Source organism: Pseudomonas sp. BP01, from assembly GCF_022760795.1.
Classification (GTDB): Bacteria; Pseudomonadota; Gammaproteobacteria; order Pseudomonadales; family Pseudomonadaceae; genus Aquipseudomonas; species Aquipseudomonas putida_Q.
The window spans coordinates 1-21,603 of sequence record NZ_JAFBKA010000024.1; the positions used below are offsets into that span (position 1 = coordinate 1).

Here is a 21,603-nt window from a genome sequence, read left to right on the forward strand (position 1 = left end):
CGCCACACCAGGCCCCCATCAACCCGCCCAGCCCACTGTCGGCACACCGCGCCCGTCAGCTGAAGGTACCCTTTTACGAACTGCGAAACGGCCTGCTTTCACCGGTGCCCAGCAAACACCTGCGCCTGCCCGCAAAAGCGCTGAAAGCGTTGGGTGTGCACGCCGATAACGCCATCTGCCTGGCCATGCCAGCCAGCAACATGCTGCCGCTGGTGCCACTGGAGGCCACCTTGGCCGTCGACCTGGGCATGACGCGGATAACAGAGGGCGAAACCTATGCCCTGCTGCACAATGGGGTGCTCAGGGTAAACAACCTCAGCCTCGGCACGCAGGGCACCCTGTACCTGCACAGCCATGACCGGCGCAATTACGCCGTCGAACGCTACACCCCCGCCCAGCGCCAGGCGCAGGGCCTGGAGATTATCGGCTGGGTATTCCACTGGTCGCATTTCCGCCAGCAGCGGCCGGGCTGAAACAACCTGTGCCATTTTTTGCTGGGCATCCTGCGCGTGCCCTTGTATGCTACGCCGCACATTAAGCCCCGACCGGCGCGAGCCGCGGTCCAGAGGGCTCGGCGATACCCCACACGGGCATCTGCCATCTCTTTCAGGCCCTTGATGGCCACACAGTTAAGGCGATTGCGGCTTACCATAAATTAGTCGGAAGCGTCCCCGAGAAGCCGGCCACAAGCCGGCTTTTTAATGCCCGAACGAATAGCTACAACCGGTAGCCCTTCGTTGATCATGTCAGGCGCGCGGGCTGGTAGAGGCCGTCAAACTGCTCTTCAGGAATTCCTCGCGCACCTGGTGCATCTGCAAGTGTGTTTTCCCCGTCGCATAATCCAACCCCGCAAGCCCCATTTCCAGCGCCAGCTCGGGATGCCGGGAAGCATGACGAATACGGTCTGCCAGGCTGGACGGGTTTCCGGTTTCAAACGTGAGCGTGTTGTGCTTGCTGGTTATGTCCAGCACCCCGGATGTGTCAGAACCGATGACGGGAACGCCCTGGCTGAATGCGTCAAAAATGATGCGGGGTTGTTCCTGTTTCAATGTCGGCACCAACAGCCAGTCATGCTGGGCAATAATGCTGAAAAAGTCTTTGCCGTAATCAACTGCGTTCTGGAACCGCACTTCGATGCCGCCATGGTCTTCAGCTGCAAAGCGTAGGCAGTGCTCTTTGAAATCACCCTCACCCATGAGAGTGACGGTGATATCAATATTTTCAATTTGCAGTTGTTCAATGGCTTCAAGGACTACCAGAACACCTTTATCCAGGACAAGGCGTGATGGGTAAAGCAGTTTGAGTTTACGGTTGCCCTTGGCTTCGAATCTTTTCCTGACGGCGTCCGGTGCCGCGATGTATTTTTTATCCAGCCAGCTGGCAGGGTTGATCAGCGTGCGGCTGCTATTCCGCCCAAGAAAATATTCCTTGTAGAAAGACTGAGTAAAGATCCTGGCATTCGCCAGCTTCAGGCAGCGCTTCAACAAAAGGGTGTGCATATGGTGTTCGATGATTGCTCTAAGGCTTCGCGGCTGTCCCTGAGCCAACATCCAGAATGAAGACTCTATGACAATCACCCACTGAAAGCGGAAGAACGGCTTGAGCGGCAATAGATAAAAGGACAAAGGGAATGCCCAACCTGCTCCGTCAGAATGAACGATTCTGGCCTTCTTGCAGGCATTGATGACGGTTATGAAATTCGGAAAGAAGTTCTTTAATACTGACGAAAGCCCATAGTCTTTGCGCAACCCATAAAGCCATTTTACATCCAGATGGCTAATGCTTTGCAGCCCGTCGACCTTGCCGCCTCTCTCGACAGGGCAGCACATGCCGAAGTTTTCTATGTAGGTTAGATGAAGCTCTATATCTTTGACCCACAAGGGGTCTGTAAACAAACCGCCTCGCTCGTCTACGACAACAGGAATTCGGGTGAACAGCATGTATGGGTCTTCAATCATATTCCCCTCACAGGGATGCCAAGACACTAACGTTTGAATTGTCTACATGGGGCCTACTCCTCAATACCAGCCGTCCATCTCAACAACGTTGTAGCGTCCTTGCAGACCTCCTGCGGACGCAGCAAGCGCTCCGCATGGGTTCACTCTAGTGCGGCTTCACAGATTGCACACGCGGTGTGGCAACAATTTCTCATCGTTTGCTGCCCCCCTTGTAGGAGCGCCCCATCGCGGCACAAGGCCGCTCCTACAGGGACCGCACGCGTGCCGAAAGGAGCCGATCAGAAATCGTAACGCGCGCCCACCATCATGCTGCGCGACGGCCCGTAGAAGTTGAACGTGGACGTCGACCCCACCCGCGACAGGTAGTCCCGGTCGAACAGGTTGTTGACGTTGACGGTGGCCGTCAGCTTCGAGGTAACCGGGTACGACAGCATGGCGTCGACCGTGGCATAGCCCGGTGCATCGATACGCACGCCACCATTCTCGGAATAGAAGCTGCTCATCGCCGATACACCGCCGCCAATGGCCAGGCCGGTCAGCGGGCCTTGGCTGATGGTGTACTTGCTCCACAGCGAAGCCTGGTTGCGCGGCATGATGAAGAACGTGGTTTCGGCGTCACCCTTGAGGGTTTCGGTTTCCATCCAGGTGTAGCCGGCCAGCAGCTCCCAGTTCGGCGTCAGCTTGCCGCTCACTTCCACTTCCGCGCCTTTGACGCGGGTCTTGCCGGAGGCAATCGAGAAATTGGTGTCTACACCATCCTCGTCATACTCGGTGGTGGCGCGGTTCTTGTCGGTCAGGCGGAATACCGAGAAACGGGTATTCAGGTCGCCGCCAAAGTAGCTGCTCTTGAGGCCGAACTCATACTGCTCGCCTTCACGCGGCTTCAACACCCGGCCGCTGCTGTCGGTGTCGGACTGCGGCTTGAACACCTGCGAGTAGCTGGCGTACAGCGCATGGTTCTCGGTCAGGTCGTAGACCAGGCCGCCATACGGCGTGAAGTGGCCGTCCACGCGCTTGCTGTCGTTGGTACTGGCACCGCTGCTCAGGGTGGTGGTGTAGAAATCACCGCGGTACCAGCTGAAGCGGCCACCGGCAATCAGCGCCAGGCGCTCGATCGGGCGGAAAGTGACCTTGGAATACAAGCCGTATTCCTCTTCCTGCATGCCGGTCTCGGTACTGTAGTTGGGCGACGGTTTGGCGAACTGCTTCGGCGAGTAGGTGTTGACGTTGATTGCGCCCAGGTTGGTGGTGCCGTTGAGGTACTCGGTGTCGTAGTTCTTGTAGTCAGTGCCGACCACAAACTCGCTGACCTGGCCGAGGGTTTCGAACGGCTGGCTGTAGCTGGCGTCCAGCGAGTAGGTGTCCTGGGTGAAGTCGCGGGCGCTGGCACGCTCGGAGTTGGCACCGGTGGTGGCATTGGTTGCGGTAAAGGCGTACAGGTAGTTGGTGTCGCGGTGCGAGCCGCGCGCCGCAATACGCCCATAGCCGCCGTTGTCGAAGCGGTGGGTCAGCTCGGCGACCAGGTCGGTGGTCTTGCCATCGAAGTAGTTCCAGTCCGCCCCCAGGAAACGGGAATGGCTGAAGTCGGGCACATCCCCGGACAGCGTTGCCGGGTAGCCATTGTGCGGCGTGATGTTTTTCACTTCGTGCATCAGGCCGAACGACAGGGTGGTGGCGTCGTCCAGGTCGACATCCAGCGCACCGTAGTAGCTGTTGCTGGTGTTGGCGTTGTAATCGACTTCGCCATTGGTGTCATCACGGGACGCGACGAAACGCCCGCGCACGCGCCCGGCGTCATCCAGCGGCCCGCTCAGGTCGATTTCTTCGTGGTTGGTGTCCCAGGTGCCATAGCTGCCTTCGACGTGGCCCTGAAACTCGGCAGTCGGGCGCTTGCGCACCATGTTGACGATGCCACCCAGTTCACTGGTGCTGCTGAACAGCCCGGCCGGGCCGCGCATGATTTCGACACGGTCGAACGCCGCCAGCGACGGTACGGTACCAAAGATGCTGGCCATCGGCGCCGGCAGGCCGTCAATGTTGAATTCGCTGTACTCGTAGCCACGGGCGTAGATCGACGACCGGCCGCTGTCGTTGGTCAGGGTACGCAGGCCGGCGGTGTACTTGGCCAGGTCATCCAGGTGCACGAACTGGCGGTCTTTGACGTAGTCCTGGGTGTACACGGTGATCGACTGGGGAATGTCCTTCAGCGCGGCTGGCGTCTTGGTGCCCACGGTCGCTGCATCGACACTGTAGCCACCGGTCGCTTCCGAGGGCAGCATGTCGTAAAGGCGATTGCCTTCGATGGTCAGTGCCGGCAGGTCGAGCGAGCTGTCCTCGCCTGCCGCCTGGGTCGCTACCGTTTCGGCCAGTGCCGACACCGAAAACGGCGCCAGCAACCCCAGCACCAGCCAGCCCCGAGCCCGTCGCGAGCTCCCCACAGCTTTGAAACCGTTCATGACACACCCTTCGCCCAAATGATAGTAGCTCGCAAACGAAACAAGTTGCTTTTTGCGAACGATACCGGAGGGAAAACGGGGGCGCAGCAGGATTAACCTTCTTAACACACCCAGGCGTTGCCCTCCCTTGCTGGCAATGGGATGATCCGTAACTGATACAGGTTCTCATTCAAGGCTCGCCGTGCCCACCTCACTTCTCCTCGCCGAAGACGACGCAAGCCTGCGTCAGGACCTGGAACGCCATTTCCTCAAACGCGGTTTCCGGGTGCACGCCTGCGCCACGGGCACCCAGGCCCTGGACGCGATTCGGCAATCACCGTTCGAGCTTGTGTTGCTGGACATCATGTTGCCGGGTATCGATGGCCTCAGCCTGCTCGATGAGCTGCGCCGACAGCAGGCGGTGCCGGTCATGCTGATGTCGGCGCTGGGGGCCGAGCAGGACCGCATCAGTGGCTTTACCCGTGGTGCCGACGACTACCTGCCCAAGCCCTTCAGCCTGGCGGAGCTGGACGCACGGGTCGATGCCTTGCTGCGGCGCGTGGCATTTGATTGCGGCATGGCGCTGCGTGCCGACGTCGGCGAAGTGATGCTGGACCACGACCGCCAGGACGTTATCCACAACGGCAATGCCGCTGGCCTCACCGCATCCGAATTCCGCTTGCTGGTGACGCTGCGGGCGCATCCCGGCGAAGCCTTGAGCAAACCCTTCCTGTACCAGACCGTGCTGCACCGGGCCTATACCCGCCTGGACCGGGGCCTGGACGTGCACGTGTGCAACCTGCGCCGCAAACTGGCCGACATCAGTGCCCAGCATGTGCAGATCCAGGCCGTGCGCGGGCAGGGGTACATCCTGGTCGACACGGAACAGCCCTGATGCGGCGCCACCCGTTGCTGTGGAAACTGGCGGTCCTGCAGGTCAGCTTCTGCCTGCTGCTGATCTGGCTGATCTGGACCTGGGGCCTGTCCGTGGAGCGCAGCACCTATTTTCTGTCCCGGGCCGACCAGGATTACCTGGCGCGCTATGCGCAACAAGCTGAAGACGCCTGGAGCCAGGGCGGCGCGATCGGCGCCGAGGCCTGGCGCAGGCAACTGGAACAGGCCGAGGACACCTGGGTGGCGGTGATCGGCCCGCACCTGCAAAGCCTCGGCACCACGCCGCTGAGCGCCGAGGAGGCCAGCCACCTGACCTTCATGCGCAAACTGGACTGGCCCATGAGCCGGCGCCTGCAGGATGAGCTGCCCTACGTCAGCATCGAATTCCCGCAACACCCCGAGCGCGGCCGCCTGGTGCTGCAATTGCCCGAGCGCCTGCTGCCCACCGGCCTGACGCCATGGACCCATGTGGTCACCCACGGCGTTGCACCCGCAGTGCTCGCCCTGCTGCTGGGCCTGGCGTTGTATCGGCATTTGGTAGTGCCGCTGAACCGCCTGCGCGACCGCGCCGATGCCCTGCGGGCCGACGACCTGGACAGCCCCGCCCTGCCCCTGCTGGAACGCCGTGACGAGCTGGGTGAACTGGCACAGGCCTTTGAGCACATGGCCGGGCGCCTGCGCCAGAGCCTGGAGCAACAGCGCATGCTGCTGCGCACGCTGTCTCACGAGCTGCGCACGCCCCTGGCACGCTTGCGCATCGCCCATGACAGCGACTTGCCGCCGCTGCAGTTGCGCGAGCGCCTGGACCGTGAAGTCGCCGACATGCAGAAGCTGCTGGAAGACACGCTGGACCTGGCCTGGATGGACACCGAACAACCCAGCTTGCCGACCGAGCCGGTAATGATGGTCTCCGTATGGGAAGCACTGTGCCAGGACGCCTGCTTCGAAAGTGGCTGGGACCGTGCACGCCTGCCGTGTTCGCTTGGCACCGATTGCCTGGTACAGGCCCATCTGGACAGCCTGGCCCAGGCCCTGGAAAACCTGATGCGCAATGCCATTCGCCACTCGCCGGCCGAGGGCCGGGTCAGCCTGGATGGCTGGCGTGAAGGCGACTGCTGGCACCTGCGCCTGAGCGACCAGGGCCCCGGCGTACCTGAAGCCGACCTTGAACGCATCTTCAAGCCTTACCAGCGCCTGGCCGACAGCGGCGCGGGTTTCGGCCTGGGCCTGGCCATCGCCCGACGCGCCATCGAGCTGCAAGGCGGCCGCTTGTGGGCCAGCAATGGCCACCCTGGGCTGCGCCTGCACTTGACCTTGCCGATGGCCAGGGACTGTTTAGAAAGTTAATGCGCTTTACGCTCAATCAGGACTGATTATCATCTGGGCGTTCCAGCCTTGCGTTCCTCGCAAAGCCCTGACGAGACGCCTGATGAGCAAGATGACCCTGACGCTGGCTTTGGCACTGGCCCTTGCAGCCCCTGTTGCCCTGGCACAGCCCGAGCGCAACCAGAAGATGGACACTTCGCTGCTGCAGCGTCAGGACCTGGCCTACCGCTTCACCCAGCTCGACCTGGACTCGGCCGATGGCCAGCGTCATTACCGTTTGTGGGTCGGCACGCCGAACCGCCCCGCGCCAGCATCGGGGTACCCGGTGCTGTGGATGCTCGACGGCAATGCCGCGCTTGGCGCGCTGGACAGCCAGCAACTGGGCAAGCTTGCCGCCGGCCAGGCGCCCTTGCTGGTGGCTGTGGGCTACCAGACCGAGCAGCGTATCGAGCGGGCTGCGCGGACTTATGACTACACCCCGGCGTTGCCCGGGCAGGCTGAGCAGCGCGACCCGCTGACTGGCCAGCCCAGTGGTGGCGTGGATGCATTTCTTGACCTGCTGACCGAGCGCATGCGGCCGATGGTGGCCGGGCTGGCCCCCATCGACCTGCAGCGACAGACGCTGTGGGGCCATTCCTACGGCGGGCTGGCCGTGCTGCATGCGCTGTTTACCCGGCCCGGGGCGTTCAGTGACTATGCGGCGGCCAGCCCTTCACTGTGGTGGCATGACGGGGCGATCGTGCAGGAGGCGCAGGGCCTTGCGCAACGCTTGGGCAACAGCCCTGCACGGCTGCTGCTGATGCGCGGCAGCGAGGAACCTGCCAACCCCAGGGCGCAGCAGGTAAAGGGCGATGTCGAGAGGCCTGCACGAGAACTGGCGGCAGACCTGGCCAGGGTAAAAGGCCTTCGGGTCCACTTCGAACGGTTCGAAGGGCTCGACCATGGGCAAATGCTGGGGGCATCGTTGAAGACGGTGATCGAGCAACTGGCCAGATAACGCCCTATTCGGCTCCGGCCTGCTGCACCCTCTTATCATCAGGGGTAGGTGTACTTGAGCAGGTACTGGCTCAGGTCGCGGAAGGCATCTTTGGAAATTCGGGGTACCAGGTCGGTGCTACGGCCAAGGGTCTTGCAGCAGGCCATGACCATCTGTTGGCGCACCGGCTCATCGAGCATGCCGGCATGCACGACCTGGAAGAATTGGAGGTAGGCGCCAGAATCGTTGCCTTCAGGGCTGCGCCGGATTTCAACCGGTGTGTCGTGGTAAGGCGCCCGGAAAAAGGGCTGGCCATCGTAGTCCGCCTGCGGGGTCAACACACCAGGGGCATCACAGATGCTGTGGCACAGCACCTTGCTCTGCTGATCCGTTTCGAAGCCACGCTCATAAAGCGTGACCTGCGAGCCAGGGGCCTGCGTACAGGCGTGTTCGAAAGCGTTCAGGATCTTTTTGGCATTCGCCTGTGAGGTCTGGATCTGCGACAACGCCACGAATCGCTCGATTTCGCCCTTGGCGACACTCTTCACGCCGCGGTCGAGGGTCGCCCAATGGCTGAATTCCACCTTGCAGGCGATCATGTGAATCTCGAAGCGGTAACCCGCCTCTACGGCCGCAGGCGGGAAGCCGGCGAATGCTTCGTCGTCCAGAGCCGATTCCATGATGATGTTGTAGCGGTTGGCGAAGGCGTACCCAAATACCTTGCCACTCAGTGCCCTGATGAAGGCTTCGGTGTGCTCGTACACATGCAGCACACCGTGCTCGCTCATTTCGGTGTAGTGCGGGTGCAGTTTGCGAAATTCTGGCAAGTACAGCCGCACATGGTTCGGGTAGCGCTCGCTGGGTAGCAACTGCTTCTCCAGCAAGTAGGTCTTGCCCGACCCTTGCGCACCGGCAACGATGAGCATTTTCGGGGTGGGGTCACTTTCAGGACCATCAGCTTCGCGCGCCTTGTCGAACAGTGCATGGTCGAGTTGGGCGAAGGCATCATCGACGTCGCTGTCAGTGAACGGGTAAAGCGTGGCCATATCTGCAATCCTCAGGTGTCTGCCCCAATTGGGCTGCCCGACACTCTAGGAACTACCCCGGCGCACTGTGTGGTAGTCAGTTATGGCGCTTTTCGCTAGCCCTTCACACACACAACCTGGCGCAGGGTATGAACCACCTCTACTAGCGCCTGCTGGGCACGCATCACCGCGTCGATGTCTTTGTACGCCATCGGGATTTCGTCGATGACGTCTTTGTCCTTGCGGCACTCCACATGTGCCGTGGCCCGCCGTTGGTCCTCCACGGTAAAGCGGCTTTTGGCCTTGGTCCGGCTCATCACCCGGCCGGCGCCATGGCTGCACGAACAGAACGACTCCTCATTGCCCAGCCCACGCACGATGAAGCTTTTGGCCCCCATCGAGCCCGGGATGATGCCCAACTGCCCCTTCTGCGCCGACACCGCCCCCTTGCGCGTGACCAACACTTCGCGGCCAAAATGTTGCTCACGCTGTACATAGTTGTGGTGGCAGTTCACCGCTTCCAGGCTGGCCTCGAACGGTTTGCCAAGCGCCTTGCGAGCAGCGCCGACCACGGCCAGCATCATCAGCTCGCGGTTCTGCCGGGCGTAGTCCTGCGCCCACTCCACGGCTTCGACATAGTGGGCGAAATGGCGGCTGCCCTCTTCGAAATACGCCAGGTCCTTGTCCGGCAGGTTGGCCAGGTGCTGGCGCATATCGGCCTGGGCCAGCTCGATAAACAGGTTGCCGATGGCATTGCCCACACCGCGCGAGCCGCTGTGCAGCATGACCCAGACGCGGTCGGCTTCATCCAGGCACACCTCGATGAAGTGATTGCCACCACCCAGGGTACCCAGGTGGTGGCGGTTATTGGTCTTCTCCAGCCGCGGGTATTTTTCGGTAATGGCCTTGAAGCGCCCGGCCAGCTGGCCCCAGGCCTTGTCAGTCTTGGCCGGCACATCGGCCCAGGCGCCCTGGTCACGTTTGCCAAAGGTCTTGCCATGCGGCACCGCCTGCTCGATTGCACTGCGCAGGCCATGCAGGTTGTCTGGCAAGTCACGCGCGTGCAGCGAGGTGCGCGCGGCGATCATGCCGCAGCCGATGTCCACGCCAACCGCAGCGGGGATGATCGCCCCGACGGTGGGGATGACGCTGCCGATGGTCGAGCCCTTGCCCAGATGCACGTCGGGCATCACTGCCAGGTGCTTGAAGATGAACGGCATCCTGGCCGTGTTCAGCAATTGCCGGCGGGCGTCGTCTTCGACCGGCACGCCATCGGTCCACAGCTTGATCGGCTTGCCACCGGCGACCTGGAGAATATCCATGGGCTTGTTCCTCGAATGCATGAGGGCATGATACCGCCAAAGGTCGTAGAGACGTGGGTTGCCAGCGGGGTGGCAAGGTGCTGTATGCTTGGCCGGTCTTCAGGGCGGGGTGCAAGTCCCCACCGGCGGTAAATCGAAAGATGAGCCCGCGAGCGCTCCGGCCATGCCGGGGGTCAGCAGATCTGGTGCAACTCCAGAGCCGACGGTCATAGTCCGGATGAAAGAAGGCGTCAGGCAGGGGCCATCCGGGCGCCCCTGCGCGCGCATTTTGTTCGCCCCGAGACGTTCATCGATCATTCACGAGGAGCGTTTCATGTCCACCCGTAACCACCCGCAATTCCCCGCTGTTTCCGCCGCTATCGCCGCCTTCCAGGCCGGGCGCCCTGTGCTGCTGCTTGACGATGACGACCGCGAGGACGAAGCGGACATCATTGCGGCGGCCGAGAACATTACGTTGCAAACCATGGCCATGATGATTCGCGACTGCAGCGGCATCGTCTGCCTGTGCCTGGACGAAGCCACCGTCGACGCACTGCAACTGGCGCCGATGGTGCAGAACAACCAGGCCCGTCATGGCACAGGCTTCACGGTCACCATCGAGGCCGCAGAAGGCATCACCACCGGGGTTTCTGCCCAGGACCGCATCACCACCATTGGCGCGGCACTGCGCTCCAGCGCCGAACAGCGCCATATCGTCAGCCCGGGGCATGTGTTCCCGCTGCGCGCCCGCAATGGCGGGGTGCTGACCCGCCGTGGGCACACCGAAGGCTCGGTGGACCTGGCGCGCCTGGCCGGCCTGCGCCCGGCGGCGGTGTTGTGCGAGCTGATGAACCCCGATGGCAGCATGGCCCGCGGCGAGCAGGTGGCGGTTTATGCGCGCCAGTACAACTTGCCGGTGCTGACCATCGAGGAGTTGGCGCGGTACCGTGAGGCGATGCTGGAACGGGAAGCAGAGCCGGCCTGATAGAGCTCCTTGGGGCTATTCGCGGGCTTGCCCGCTCCCACAGGGTTCGCGCCGGGTTCAAAACCGGTGCAATACCTGTGGGGGTTTACCCGCGAAGAGGCCGGCAAATCCAACCGCATTAGCCCGGAAGTTTGCTCCCCCCGCCCCGCTCTGCTAGTGTCGCGCCGTTCTGAATGCCACCGAGACAGTCGCCATGGCCCGCAAAAAAGCCTCCCTCGATTTCGAGCAATCCCTCGCAGACCTGCAAGCACTGGTCGAGCGCCTGGAGAACGGCGAGTTGTCGCTGGAAGAGTCGCTGGCCGCCTTCGAGCAAGGCATCGCCCTGACCCGTGATTGCCAGGGTGCCCTGGCCCAGGCCGAACAGAAGGTGCAAATCCTCCTGGAGCGCGACGGCGAACTGGCTGCACAGCCCTTCGACGCGGAGCCGGAAGCATGATCGGCACCTACCAGGCCAGCTGCCAGGCTCGGGTCGACGCTGCCCTCGAACCGCTGTTCGTTGCCCCGTCCAAAGAACTGGAACGCCTTTACGCCGCCATGCGCTACAGCGTGATGAACGGCGGCAAGCGCGTACGCCCGTTGCTGGCCTACGCGGCCTGCGAAGCCTTGGGCGCCCCGGCCGAACAGGCCAACGGCGCGGCCTGCGCGGTCGAATTGATCCACGCCTACTCGCTGGTGCATGACGACCTGCCAGCCATGGACGACGACGACCTGCGTCGCGGCCAACCCACTACCCACAAAGCGTTCGACGAAGCCTGCGCTATCCTCGCTGGCGACGGTTTGCAGAGCCTGGCGTTCAGTGCCCTGCTCGACCCAGCCCTGAGCCCGCAGGCCGACAGCATTCGCCTGGCCATGGTCCAGGCCCTGGCCAAGGCTGCCGGCCCGGCAGGCATGGTCGGCGGCCAGGCCATCGACCTCGGTTCGGTAGGCCTGAAGCTGGACCAGCAGGCACTGGAGTTCATGCACCGGCACAAGACCGGCGCGCTGATCGAAGCCAGCGTACGCCTCGGCGCCTTGGCCAGCGCCCGTGCCGAACAGCCGCAGCTGGATGCCTTGCAGGTTTATGCACAGGCCATCGGCCTTGCATTCCAGGTGCAGGACGACATCCTCGACGTGGAAAGCGATACCGCTACCCTGGGCAAACGCCAGGGTGCCGACATAGCTCGTGACAAACCGACCTACCCGGCCCTGCTGGGCCTGGAAGCGGCCAAGGCCTATGCAATCGAACTGCGCGACCAGGCGCTGGTCGCACTGCAAGCGTTCGGTGAAACGGCCGAGCCGCTGCGGGCCTTGGCGCGTTACATTGTCGAACGCCGTAACTGATTGATTGGGGCCGCTGCGCGCCCCATCGCCGGCAAGCCAGCTCCCACAGGTACCTCAGCGGCCTGTGATCTGTGAAGATCCTGTGGGAGCTGGCTTGCCGGCGATGGGCTGCAAAGCAGCCCCGTGCGACACCCGTCTGAATGGGCAGTATTTCCTACAATGGGGTAAACTGCCGCGTCTTCACACACCTATAACGACTCGCCTGATGCCCACGACGTTTCAAGAGATCCCCCGCGAACGCCCGGTCACGCCGTTGCTCGACCGCGCTGACACGCCTGCCGGCCTGCGCCGGCTGGCCGAAGCCGACCTGGAGACCCTGGCCGACGAACTGCGCCAGGAACTGCTCTACACCGTGGGTCAGACCGGTGGGCATTTTGGCGCCGGTCTGGGCGTGATCGAGCTGACCATCGCCCTGCACTACGTGTTCGACACCCCGGACGACCGGCTGGTGTGGGACGTGGGCCACCAGGCCTACCCACACAAGATCCTCACCGGGCGCCGTAACCGCATGCTCAGCCTGCGCCAGAAGGACGGTATCGCCGCCTTCCCGCGCCGCAGCGAAAGCGAGTACGACACGTTTGGCGTCGGCCACTCCAGCACCTCGATCAGCGCCGCACTGGGCATGGCCATTGCCGCCCGTCTGCAGAACAGCGCACGCAAGTCGATTGCGGTGATCGGCGACGGTGCGCTGACTGCCGGCATGGCCTTCGAGGCGTTGAACCACGCCCAGGAAGTCAACGCCGACATGCTGGTGATCCTCAACGACAACGACATGTCGATTTCGCGCAATGTCGGCGGCCTGTCCAACTACCTGGCCAAGATCCTCTCCAGCCGCACCTACGCGAGCATGCGCGAAGGCAGCAAGAAGGTGCTGTCGCGCCTGCCAGGCGCCTGGGAAATCGCCCGCCGCACCGAGGAATACGCCAAGGGCATGCTGGTGCCGGGCACGCTGTTCGAAGAGCTGGGCTGGAACTACATCGGCCCCATCGACGGCCACGACCTGCCGACCATGATCGCCACCCTGCGCAACATGCGTGACCTGAAGGGCCCACAGTTCCTGCACGTGGTGACCAAGAAGGGCAAGGGCTTCGCCCCGGCCGAGGTCGACCCGATCGGCTACCACGCCATCACCAAGCTGGAGCCGGCCGACAAGCCTGCCGCGCCGAAGAAAGTCAGCGGCCCGAAATACTCTGCCGTGTTCGGCCAGTGGCTGTGCGACATGGCCGCCGCCGACAACCGCCTGGTGGGCATTACCCCGGCGATGAAGGAAGGCTCCGACCTGGTCGACTTCAGCGAGCGCTACCCGGAACGCTACTTCGACGTGGCGATCGCCGAGCAGCACGCCGTTACCCTGGCGGCCGGCATGGCCTGCGAGGGCAGCAAGCCGGTGGTGGCGATCTACTCCACGTTCCTGCAGCGTGCCTACGACCAGCTGATCCACGACGTGGCAGTGCAGAACCTCGACGTGCTGTTCGCCATCGACCGCGCCGGCCTGGTCGGCGAAGACGGCCCGACCCACGCGGGCAGCTACGACCTGTCGTACCTGCGCTGCATCCCGGGCATGCTGGTGATGACCCCCAGTGACGAAAACGAGCTGCGCAAGATGCTCAGCACCGGTCACCTGTACAACGGCCCGGCAGCCGTGCGCTACCCGCGTGGCACCGGCCCGAATGCGCCGATCAGTGGCGACCTGGAGCCACTGGAAATCGGCAAGGGCGTGGTTCGTCGCCAGGGCGAGAACGTCGCCCTGCTGGTGTTCGGCGTGCAGCTGGCCGAGGCCATGCAGGTGGCCGAGCAGATCAACGCCACGGTGGTCGACATGCGCTTCGTCAAACCGCTGGACGAGGCCCTGGTGCTGGAACTGGCTGGCAGCCACGCGCTGCTGGTGACCATTGAAGAGAACGCCATCATGGGTGGCGCGGGTGCTGCGGTGGGTGAGTTCCTGGCCAGCCAGGCAGTGCTCAAGCCACTGCTGCACCTGGGCTTGCCCGACATCTACGTCGAGCATGCCAAGCCTGCACAGATGCTGGCTGAGTGCGGGCTGGATGCGGCCGGGATCGAGGCTTCGGTAAAAGCCCGCATGGCCAGGCTCGGCTTGTAATCCCCGGGGCCGCTTTGCGGCCCATCGCGACACAAGGCCGCTCCTACACAGGAACGCGCATTCCTGTAGGAGCGGCCTTGTGTCGCGATCGAGGGCACAGCCCTCGCAAAATGGTACTGCCCATGAAAGCCCCCACTTTTGCCACCCTGCTCTGCCTCCCCCTCCCGCTGCTGGCCGCTGAGCGCGACGACGCCCTCAAGCTCCCCGACGTGCTCATAAGCGCCAGCCGCCAGGTCGAATCGCGCACCGCCACCAGCGCCGCCAATACCGTCTTCACCCGCACCGATATCGACCGCCTGCAACCCACCAGCGTCACCGACCTGCTCAGCCGCGTGCCTGGCGTGCAAGTGGCGCCTACCGGTGGCCGTGGCAGCCTGCCCGGCATCTTCATCCGCGGCACCAAGGCCGCACAAAGCCTGGTACTGGTGGATGGTGTGCGCATTGCCAACGCCACCTCCGGCGACAGCGGCCTGCAGTTTCTCGACGTTGACCAGATCGAGCGGGTGGAAGTGCTGCGCGGCTCGCGCTCGGCGGTGTACGGCAGCGATGCCATTGGCGGAGTGATTCAGATCTTTACCCGCCGCAGCAGCGGCCCCGGCCTGCAACCACGCCTGCGCCTGGCCGCCGGCAGCAACCAGACATTCCAGCGCAGCCTGGGGCTTTCGGGCGGGGATGGCGCGACCCGCTTCAACCTCGGCGCCAGCCTGGATGAAACGGCCGGCATCGACTCGACCGGGCCGTCGTTCGCCAGCGATGGTGACCACGACGCTTACCGCAACAAGGCATTCAACCTGAGCCTTAGCCACACCTTCGGCGAGCGCTTCGAGGCCGGGCTGAACCTGCTAGACAGCCGTGGCCGCAGCGAGTACGACAACCCGTTCGGCGGTTTCGACCCGGTTACCTTCGAAAGCTTCGGCCAGCAGCCCTACACCGATTTCAGCGTCAGCAGCCTGGGCAGTTACTTCGATGCCCAGCTCACCGACGCCTGGCATTCGCGGCTGGAACTGGCCCACAGCGAGAACCGCGACGACAAGCGCGACAAGCTCAGCGCCGAACGCTTCGTGTTCAACACCTACCGTGATCAAGTCACCTGGCAGAACGACCTGGCCCTGGGCGAGCGGAACAGCCTGCTGCTGGGTGGCGACTGGTACGAAGACCGGGTGCACGCCAGCACCGACTTCACCGAAGACAGCCGCTGGAACCGCGCCGTCTTCGTCCAGCACCGCTACCAGGGCGAGCAGTTTTCCACCGAAGTGGGTGTGCGCCATGACCGTAACCAGCAGTTCGGCGGCCAGACCACCTGGAGCGGCAGCCTGAGCGTACCGTTGAACGCACAGAATGATGTGCTGCTGTCCTACAGCGAAGGCTTTCGGGCGCCAACCTTCAACGACCTGTATTACCCCCAGTTCAGCAAACCGGACCTGGACCCCGAGCACTCCAGAAGCTACGAGCTGCAATGGCGCAGCCAGCTGACTGCGGACAGCCGCCTGGAAGCCTCGCTGTACCGCACCGACCTGCGCGATGCGATCGTGTTCGGCCAGGACTCGATACCCCGCAACGTGGCCTCGGCACGTATCAACGGCTTCGAAATGGCTTTGGCGCAGCAGTGGGGCGCCTGGCACAGCCAGCTCGGCCTGGCACTGATCGACCCTCGTGACCGTGACAGCGGCCACACCCTCGCCCGCCGTGCACGCCGCACGTTGAGCCTGGACCTGGACCGTGAACTCGGCCGATTCACCGTGGGGGCAAGCTGGCAAGCGGTCAGCGGCAGCTACGACGATGAGGCCAACCGCAACCACATCGGCGGCTATGGCCTGCTCGGTTTGCGCGGTAGCTGGGCAGCCACTGACGAACTGAAACTGGAAGCGAAGCTGGATAACCTGCTGGACCACGCTTACAGCCGCGCCCTGTACAGCTACGAGGGTGCCTACCACCCCTACCGCGAAGAAGGCCGCACGCTGTTGTTCAGCGTTACCTGGACGCCGGCGCTTTAGCCGCGAGCAACGCGCACAAGCGTGCGGTGGCTTCGATCATCTGCCCGCTGGGCCGCTCCAGACCTTTGTCGGGTACCACCAGCAAGCCGCCATCGGCAACCGCACGCAGTTGCGGCCAGGCCTTCCAGCTGGCCAGTTGCGCCTGATCGCCCGCCAGGATGACCTGTGGGTTGCGCAGCAGCACAGACTCCACATTCACCTGCGGCGCCGGCTGGCTGAGGTCGGCGAACACATTGCGCGCCCCGCACACGGCCAAGGCATCGCTCACCACCTGCCGGCCACCCAGGGTGTACAACGGCTGGTCCCATACCTGATAGAACACCTGCAATGGCTCGTCACGCCGGTACTGCTCACGTAACTGCTGCAGCCGCTGTCGCAGGGCCTTGGCGTACTGCTGGCCTTGTTCGGCACGGCCAATACGCTCGGCGATGGCTTCGATCTGCGCGATCAACTGGTCGATATCATGGGGTTCTGCACTGAAGGTGGCGATGCCCAGGCGGTTGAGCTGGTCACGCTGGGCAGGTGGCACGCTGCCCGGCCAGAGCAGCAACAGTTCGGGGCGCAGGCTGAGCAGGCGCTCCATGTTCAGTTGCCCTTGGCGCCCAACCGAGGGCAGGTCGCGCAGCGCTGCCGGCCGCTCGCCACCGTCGAGCACCCCCACCAGCAGGTCATCGGCCCGCAGTTCGAGCATGATCTCAGTCATCGAGGGCGCCAGGCTGACCACCCGCAAGGGGTCAGCGGCCAGCGCGGTGCAGGCGAACAGCGCCAGCAGGCCAGGCAGCAGGCGCATCAGCCGAGCTGGCGCGGGATGCGATAGAGGTACAGCACCACCACGGTGGACAACGCCAGCAAGATCTGCGGCACCGCCTCCAGGCCGACCAGCACCGACAGTGCGGCGACCCAGGCCGGGAAGCAGGCGTACAGCATGGCTATGCGCCGCACGCGCGCCAGTTCGATCCAGGCGGCGGGTTCTTCGCTGCTGCCCAGCACCTTGGAGGTGGCGATCAGTGCCCGCTTGTAGGCGCCGAAACGTGGCAGGCTGAGGAACATGGTCGCCGCGCCGGCGATGAACAGTGGCATGGCCAGCACCGGGATCAGCGCGTCACCACCACCAAAGGCCCAGGCCATGACCGGCAGCGGCACCAGGCCCATCGCCAGGTACTGCCACCAGGCCAGTGCCAGGCGCCGCTTGACCTCGGCGCGGGTCACGCCTGGGGCACCTCGCCCTGGTGTTCATTGCCCAGCATGTGGCCGAGTTTGCCGGCCTTGGTCGCGAGGTAAAGGCGATTGTGCGGGTTGTGACCGGTGTGCAGCGGCACACGCTCGGCAACCACGATATTCATGTCGGTCAGCGCTTTGACCTTGCGCGGGTTATTGGTCATCAGGCGCAGGGCCTTCACACCCAGATGCTCCAGCATCGGCAAACACATGGCGTAGTCGCGCTGGTCGGCGGCAAAGCCAAGGCGTTCGTTAGCTTCGACAGTATCGGCACCGCCATCCTGTAACTCGTAGGCGCGGATCTTGTTCAACAGGCCAATACCACGGCCTTCCTGACGCAGGTACAGCAGCACCCCACGGCCTTCGCGGGCGATGGCCTGCAGCGCGGCTTCCAGCTGCGAACCGCAGTCGCAGCGCTGGCTGAACAGGGCATCGCCGGTCAGGCACTCGGAGTGCAGGCGCCCCAGCACCGGCTGGCCATCTGCGATGTCACCCAGGCTGAGCACTACGTGCTCGCGGCCAGTGGCTTCGTCGAGAAAGCCGTGCATGGTGAAGGTCGCGAATGGCGTCGGGAGTTTAGAGGCGGCAACAAAGACGACGGGCACGTTGTGCTCCTGGAATAAGTTGGAAATTTCTCGTGGGCCGATTGTATCAGCCGGTTGCAAGCTGTGGGCGGGCTGAATACCGCGGGTTAAGATCGAAAAGTTCGATACTTAGCAGCGCGGGCTTGGCAGGCTCTCTGTGGGAGCGGGTTTACCCGCGAAGCAGACGACGCGGTGCCTGGCACCGGCTCCGCCGGTGTTCGCGGGTAAACCCGCTCCTACAGGGGACCGCGCAAGCCCTCTGAATGCTAATGCGGGCGGCTATCAGGGCCGAAAGGATACGGCTGTTTCCAGTGCTCGAAAATCGGCTTGAGCTCGCCGCTGCGCACCAGTTCGTCCATGCGCTTGTCGAACAGGTCACACAGCGCCTTGGCCTGGCCGTTGCGGGCAAACGCCAGGTACAGCGGTAACTCGGCCACATGGGTACGGCGGAAGCGCTCGGGCTGGGATGACTGGCTCAGGACATAATCGACTTCGGTCTGTGCATCGATGTAGAAGTCCACACGGTCATGCTCGAGCATCGGCAGAATGCCTTCGCGACGCTGAATTTCACGGTATTCATGCACATCTGGCAGGTAGCTGCCGTAGTCGTAGCCGCGCACCCAGGCCAAGCGATACTTGCCCACATTCTGCGCCGTAGGCACAGGTTTGCTGGCCAGCCCCAGGGCGTAGATGTGGTCCATGTCGAAGTGCCAGCGCGGGTACAGGTTGTCGTTGTTTTCTTGCTTGTACGAGCCCACCCAGGCATCGGCTTCGCCACGTTTGACCAGCCCGACTGCACGGCTGTAAGGCGCGCTCTGCGGCACCACCTTGACCCCTGCCGGCTCGAACACCTTGCGCAGCACATCCCAGGCCACCCCGGTCCCGTCAGCGTTGGTGTAATCGAGCCACTCTTCACTGACCAGGTGGATCTGCTTCGGCACGCCCTCAGCAGCTGCCACCCATGGGGCAACGCTCAGCAGCATTGCCAACAGCAACGTCCTTATGGCCATTCACGCGCTCCCTGCTCAGGCAACCGCCCATACCAGAACCTGCATGCCCAGCCAGGCAAACACGCCGGCCAGGATATCGTCGAGCATGATGCCGACGCCCCCGTGCACATGGCGGTCGATCCAGCGGATCGGCCATGGCTTGAGGATGTCGAAGAAGCGGAACATCAGGAACCCTGCCAGCAGCCACTGCCAGCCTTCTGGCACCAGCCAGAGGGTGATCCACATGCCGACGATCTCGTCCCAGACAATGCCTTCATGGTCGTGTACGCGCAAGTCATTGGCGACCTTGCCGCACAACCAGAAGCCAAACAGCATGCTGACGCCCAGCAACAGCCAGTAGCCCCAGTCAGGCAACAGCTGCCACAACGGGATGAACGGTATGGCCACCAGCGAGCCCCAGGTACCCGGGGCCTTGGGCAAGGTACCGGAACCGAAGCCAAAAGCGATGAAGTGCCACGGGTTGCGCCAGACCGAAGGCGGAACAAACTCCGCAGGCACCTGATTGGGGTGATCGGTCACGGTGTCTCCCTAAAGTGTTGATAGCCCCGCTGAACGGGGGTGATGTCCCGGCCCTGTGCGTCACGCAAGGTGACACCCTGCCCTTCGAGCACACGGCCAATGGTATGCACCTCGACCAGGCCGAAGTCAGCCAGGGGCGCCAGCGCCTCAGGCGGCAGCGTGAAGGCCAGCACGTAATCGTCGCCACCGGCGAGGGCGGCCTGCACGGCCGCTTCGCGCCCGAGGAACGCCTCTACAGCAGGAGACACTGGCACCTGGGCCAGGTTCACCTCCAGCGCAACGCCGGACGCCTTGGCGATGTGCCCGCAATCTGCGAGCAGGCCGTCGGAGATGTCCAGCGCCGCCGTGGCCCGGCCACGCAGCAGCGTGCCGAGGGTGAGCTGCGGCATTGGCGACCAGTAATGGGCCAGCAGCGGCTCGGCCTGCTCGGCCGGCGCCTCGCGCTCGCCCAGCACCAGCGGCAGCGCGCCGGCCGCCTTGCCCAGCACACCACCGACGCACAGCAGGTCGCCTGGGCGCGCACCGCTACGGCGCAACGCCTGGCCTGCCGGCACGCGGCCAAACACGGTGACGGTGATGCTCAGCGGGCCCCGGGTAGTGTCACCCCCGATCAGGCTCATGCGGCAACGGTGGGCCATGCGGCTGAGGCCATCAGCATAGGCCGCCAGCCAGTCAGGGCCAACGTCAGGCAGGGTCAGGGCGAGGGTGAAGCCGATCGCGGTCGCGCCCATGGCGGCCAGGTCACTGGCGGCCACGGCCAACGAACGCTGGCCAAGCAGCAACGGATCGCAGACAGCGGGAAAATGCACCCCGGCGACCAGGGTGTCGGTCGACACCGCCAGTTGCTCACCAGGGGGAAGAGCCAGCAGGGCGCAGTCGTCGCCGATACCCAGGGCCACGCCCTCGCCGCCCTGCGCACAGGGCGCGGCGGCGAAGTAATGGTTGATCAGCTCGAACTCACCCATGGCTCGGCAGCGCCAGAATCAGCGCTTGTTCGCCTTGACTTCGGCTTCACGCAGCGACGGTGCCAGCTTGTCCAGCACGCCGTTGACGAACTTGTGGCCATCGGTGGCGCCGAAGACCTTGGCCAACTCGACACCTTCGTTGATCACTACGCGGTACGGTACGTCGACGCGCTTGATGAACTCCCAGGTGGAAAGACGCAGCACGGCCAGTTCGACCGGGTCGAGCTCTTCAAGCGTCATGGTCATGCAAGGCGTCAGCGCCTTGTCGATTTCGCCCTTGATTGCCGGAACCCCATGCAGGATTTCACGGAAATAGGCACCGTCGACGTCGGTGAAATCGTTATCCACCCGGAACTGCGCTTCGATCTCGTTCAGCGAATGCTGCGCCATGTGCCACTGGTACAGTGCCTGGGTCGCGAGCTTGCGGGCTTCGCGGCGCTTGGCGCTCTTCGAGGGCTTGCCGGCATCCGCAGGTTTTGGATCGCGCGGGTTGAAACGATCGCTTTCGTCGCTAATCACTTGGCCTCCAACTGCGCCAGCAGGCTGACCATTTCCAGTGCGGACAGGGCAGCTTCAGCACCTTTGTTGCCGGCCTTGGTGCCGGAACGCTCGATGGCTTGCTCGATGGAGTCGACGGTCAGTACGCCGAAGGCCACCGGAACACCGAACTCCATGGACACCTGGGCCAGGCCCTTGGTGCACTCGCCCGCCACGTATTCGAAGTGCGGGGTACCGCCACGGATCACGGCGCCCAGGGCGATGATCGCGTCGTAGGCGCCTTGCTGGGCGACCTTCTGTGCTACCAGCGGGATTTCAAAAGCGCCCGGGGCACGGATGATGGTGATGTCGCTTTCGCTGACACCGTGGCGTACCAGGGCATCAACGGCACCGCTTACCAGGCTTTCAACAACGAAGCTGTTGAAGCGGCCAACCACCAAAGCATAGCGACCTTTGGGGGCGATGAAGGTACCTTCGATGGTCTTCAGGGTCAT

The 21,603-nt window shown here is 63.5% G+C and carries 21 protein-coding genes and 1 riboswitch; of the genes, 9 read left to right on the forward strand and 12 right to left on the reverse strand.

Annotation, left to right across the window (positions count from 1 at the left end; translation table 11 throughout):
• The coding region (locus JOY50_RS20010; protein ID WP_243055718.1) for a transcriptional regulator at window positions 1–473 on the forward strand (473 nt) is incomplete at its 5' end.
• A gap of 273 nt (window positions 474–746) precedes the next feature.
• Here the strand turns inward: JOY50_RS20010 and JOY50_RS20015 are convergent.
• Both JOY50_RS20015 and JOY50_RS20020 read right to left on the reverse strand, forming a co-directional pair.
• The gene (locus JOY50_RS20015; protein ID WP_138737164.1) at window positions 747–1,958 is read right to left on the reverse strand and encodes a glycosyltransferase family 4 protein; all 1,212 of its coding nucleotides are present in this window, start codon (window positions 1,956–1,958) and stop codon (window positions 747–749) included.
• A 278-nt stretch (window positions 1,959–2,236) separates the two neighbouring features.
• Window positions 2,237–4,414 (reverse strand): TonB-dependent siderophore receptor, encoded by a 2,178-nt coding sequence (locus JOY50_RS20020; protein ID WP_243055720.1) that lies wholly within the window; start codon window positions 4,412–4,414, stop codon window positions 2,237–2,239.
• A gap of 181 nt (window positions 4,415–4,595) precedes the next feature.
• On the opposite strand from JOY50_RS20020, the gene JOY50_RS20025 reads away from it, so the two are divergent.
• The 3 genes from JOY50_RS20025 to JOY50_RS20035 all read left to right on the forward strand — a co-directional run bounded on the left by JOY50_RS20025 (window position 4,596) and on the right by JOY50_RS20035 (window position 7,610).
• Window positions 4,596–5,288 carry a response regulator transcription factor gene (locus tag JOY50_RS20025; RefSeq protein ID WP_243055721.1) on the forward strand — a complete coding sequence of 231 codons (693 nt, stop codon included), beginning with the start codon at window positions 4,596–4,598 and terminating at the stop codon, window positions 5,286–5,288.
• Window positions 5,288–6,634 carry a sensor histidine kinase gene (locus JOY50_RS20030; RefSeq protein WP_243055722.1) on the forward strand — a complete coding sequence of 449 codons (1,347 nt, stop codon included), beginning with the start codon at window positions 5,288–5,290 and terminating at the stop codon, window positions 6,632–6,634. The genes JOY50_RS20025 and JOY50_RS20030 overlap by 1 nt, the downstream gene beginning before the upstream one ends.
• Window positions 6,635–6,716: 82 nt before the next feature.
• A complete protein-coding gene (locus JOY50_RS20035) occupies window positions 6,717–7,610 on the forward strand; it encodes an alpha/beta hydrolase (RefSeq protein WP_243055724.1) in 894 nt (297 codons plus the stop codon).
• A gap of 38 nt (window positions 7,611–7,648) precedes the next feature.
• Here JOY50_RS20035 and JOY50_RS20040 read toward each other — a convergent pair whose 3' ends face one another.
• Entirely contained in the window at window positions 7,649–8,635 is a 987-nt protein-coding gene (locus tag JOY50_RS20040) for a zeta toxin family protein (RefSeq protein ID WP_243055725.1), read from the reverse strand.
• 95 nt (window positions 8,636–8,730) lie between these two features.
• Entirely contained in the window at window positions 8,731–9,957 is a 1,227-nt protein-coding gene (locus JOY50_RS20045; RefSeq protein WP_405045995.1) for an RtcB family protein, read from the reverse strand.
• A 70-nt stretch (window positions 9,958–10,027) separates the two neighbouring features.
• Window positions 10,028–10,169, forward strand: a riboswitch (FMN riboswitch).
• 80 nt (window positions 10,170–10,249) lie between these two features.
• Between JOY50_RS20045 and ribB the strand changes: the two genes are divergently transcribed.
• From ribB to JOY50_RS20070, 5 genes are all read left to right on the forward strand, one after another.
• On the forward strand, window positions 10,250–10,900 hold the full coding sequence (ribB, locus tag JOY50_RS20050; protein WP_016497790.1) for a 3,4-dihydroxy-2-butanone-4-phosphate synthase: 651 nt from the start codon (window positions 10,250–10,252) through the stop codon (window positions 10,898–10,900).
• 193 nt (window positions 10,901–11,093) lie between these two features.
• Window positions 11,094–11,336 (forward strand): exodeoxyribonuclease VII small subunit, encoded by a 243-nt coding sequence (locus JOY50_RS20055; protein ID WP_003255380.1) that lies wholly within the window; start codon window positions 11,094–11,096, stop codon window positions 11,334–11,336.
• A complete protein-coding gene (gene ispA / locus JOY50_RS20060) occupies window positions 11,333–12,220 on the forward strand; it encodes a (2E,6E)-farnesyl diphosphate synthase (RefSeq protein WP_138737156.1) in 888 nt (295 codons plus the stop codon). Before JOY50_RS20055 ends, ispA begins: the two co-directional genes overlap by 4 nt.
• 205 nt (window positions 12,221–12,425) lie before the next feature.
• Window positions 12,426–14,321 (forward strand): 1-deoxy-D-xylulose-5-phosphate synthase, encoded by a 1,896-nt coding sequence (gene dxs, locus JOY50_RS20065; protein ID WP_019472347.1) that lies wholly within the window; start codon window positions 12,426–12,428, stop codon window positions 14,319–14,321.
• Window positions 14,322–14,443: 122 nt separating this feature from the next.
• On the forward strand, window positions 14,444–16,315 hold the full coding sequence (locus tag JOY50_RS20070) for a TonB-dependent receptor domain-containing protein (protein ID WP_243055728.1): 1,872 nt from the start codon (window positions 14,444–14,446) through the stop codon (window positions 16,313–16,315).
• On the opposite strand, the gene JOY50_RS20075 is transcribed toward JOY50_RS20070, so the two are convergent.
• The 8 genes from JOY50_RS20075 to ribE form a co-directional block, all read right to left on the reverse strand.
• Window positions 16,293–17,105 (reverse strand): cobalamin-binding protein, encoded by an 813-nt coding sequence (locus JOY50_RS20075; RefSeq protein WP_243055729.1) that lies wholly within the window; start codon window positions 17,103–17,105, stop codon window positions 16,293–16,295. The genes JOY50_RS20070 and JOY50_RS20075 overlap by 23 nt on opposite strands.
• Window positions 17,105–17,524 (reverse strand): MFS transporter, encoded by a 420-nt coding sequence (locus JOY50_RS20080; protein WP_243055731.1) that lies wholly within the window; start codon window positions 17,522–17,524, stop codon window positions 17,105–17,107. The genes JOY50_RS20075 and JOY50_RS20080 overlap by 1 nt, the downstream gene beginning before the upstream one ends.
• A complete protein-coding gene (gene ribA / locus JOY50_RS20085; protein WP_132846758.1) occupies window positions 17,521–18,138 on the reverse strand; it encodes a GTP cyclohydrolase II in 618 nt (205 codons plus the stop codon). The genes JOY50_RS20080 and ribA overlap by 4 nt, the downstream gene beginning before the upstream one ends.
• 245 nt (window positions 18,139–18,383) lie before the next feature.
• A complete protein-coding gene (locus tag JOY50_RS20090; protein ID WP_138737153.1) occupies window positions 18,384–19,127 on the reverse strand; it encodes an ABC transporter substrate-binding protein in 744 nt (247 codons plus the stop codon).
• Between the two features lie 15 nt (window positions 19,128–19,142).
• On the reverse strand, window positions 19,143–19,646 hold the full coding sequence (locus JOY50_RS20095; protein ID WP_010951803.1) for a phosphatidylglycerophosphatase A: 504 nt from the start codon (window positions 19,644–19,646) through the stop codon (window positions 19,143–19,145).
• On the reverse strand, window positions 19,643–20,611 hold the full coding sequence (gene thiL, locus JOY50_RS20100) for a thiamine-phosphate kinase (RefSeq protein WP_132846756.1): 969 nt from the start codon (window positions 20,609–20,611) through the stop codon (window positions 19,643–19,645). Before thiL ends, JOY50_RS20095 begins: the two co-directional genes overlap by 4 nt.
• 18 nt (window positions 20,612–20,629) lie before the next feature.
• The gene (nusB, locus tag JOY50_RS20105; RefSeq protein ID WP_132846755.1) at window positions 20,630–21,130 is read right to left on the reverse strand and encodes a transcription antitermination factor NusB; all 501 of its coding nucleotides are present in this window, start codon (window positions 21,128–21,130) and stop codon (window positions 20,630–20,632) included.
• The gene (gene ribE, locus JOY50_RS20110; RefSeq protein ID WP_003255395.1) at window positions 21,127–21,603 is read right to left on the reverse strand and encodes a 6,7-dimethyl-8-ribityllumazine synthase; all 477 of its coding nucleotides are present in this window, start codon (window positions 21,601–21,603) and stop codon (window positions 21,127–21,129) included. Before ribE ends, nusB begins: the two co-directional genes overlap by 4 nt.

Excerpts from the sequence above, each read along its gene's own strand:
- JOY50_RS20015 (WP_138737164.1), bottom strand. The coding sequence starts at position 1,958 with ATGATTGAAGACCCATACATGCTGTTCACCCGAATTCCTGTTGTCGTA.
- JOY50_RS20020 (WP_243055720.1), bottom strand. The coding sequence starts at position 4,414 with ATGAACGGTTTCAAAGCTGTGGGGAGCTCGCGACGGGCTCGGGGCTGG.
- JOY50_RS20030 (WP_243055722.1), top strand. The coding sequence starts at position 5,288 with ATGCGGCGCCACCCGTTGCTGTGGAAACTGGCGGTCCTGCAGGTCAGC.
- JOY50_RS20035 (WP_243055724.1), top strand. The coding sequence starts at position 6,717 with ATGAGCAAGATGACCCTGACGCTGGCTTTGGCACTGGCCCTTGCAGCC.
- JOY50_RS20040 (WP_243055725.1), bottom strand. The coding sequence starts at position 8,635 with ATGGCCACGCTTTACCCGTTCACTGACAGCGACGTCGATGATGCCTTC.
- JOY50_RS20045 (WP_405045995.1), bottom strand. The coding sequence starts at position 9,957 with ATGCATTCGAGGAACAAGCCCATGGATATTCTCCAGGTCGCCGGTGGC.
- ribB (WP_016497790.1), top strand. The coding sequence starts at position 10,250 with ATGTCCACCCGTAACCACCCGCAATTCCCCGCTGTTTCCGCCGCTATC.
- JOY50_RS20055 (WP_003255380.1), top strand. The coding sequence starts at position 11,094 with ATGGCCCGCAAAAAAGCCTCCCTCGATTTCGAGCAATCCCTCGCAGAC.
- ispA (WP_138737156.1), top strand. The coding sequence starts at position 11,333 with ATGATCGGCACCTACCAGGCCAGCTGCCAGGCTCGGGTCGACGCTGCC.
- dxs (WP_019472347.1), top strand. The coding sequence starts at position 12,426 with ATGCCCACGACGTTTCAAGAGATCCCCCGCGAACGCCCGGTCACGCCG.
- JOY50_RS20070 (WP_243055728.1), top strand. The coding sequence starts at position 14,444 with ATGAAAGCCCCCACTTTTGCCACCCTGCTCTGCCTCCCCCTCCCGCTG.
- JOY50_RS20075 (WP_243055729.1), bottom strand. The coding sequence starts at position 17,105 with ATGCGCCTGCTGCCTGGCCTGCTGGCGCTGTTCGCCTGCACCGCGCTG.
- JOY50_RS20090 (WP_138737153.1), bottom strand. The coding sequence starts at position 19,127 with ATGGCCATAAGGACGTTGCTGTTGGCAATGCTGCTGAGCGTTGCCCCA.
- thiL (WP_132846756.1), bottom strand. The coding sequence starts at position 20,611 with ATGGGTGAGTTCGAGCTGATCAACCATTACTTCGCCGCCGCGCCCTGT.
- ribE (WP_003255395.1), bottom strand. The coding sequence starts at position 21,603 with ATGACCCTGAAGACCATCGAAGGTACCTTCATCGCCCCCAAAGGTCGC.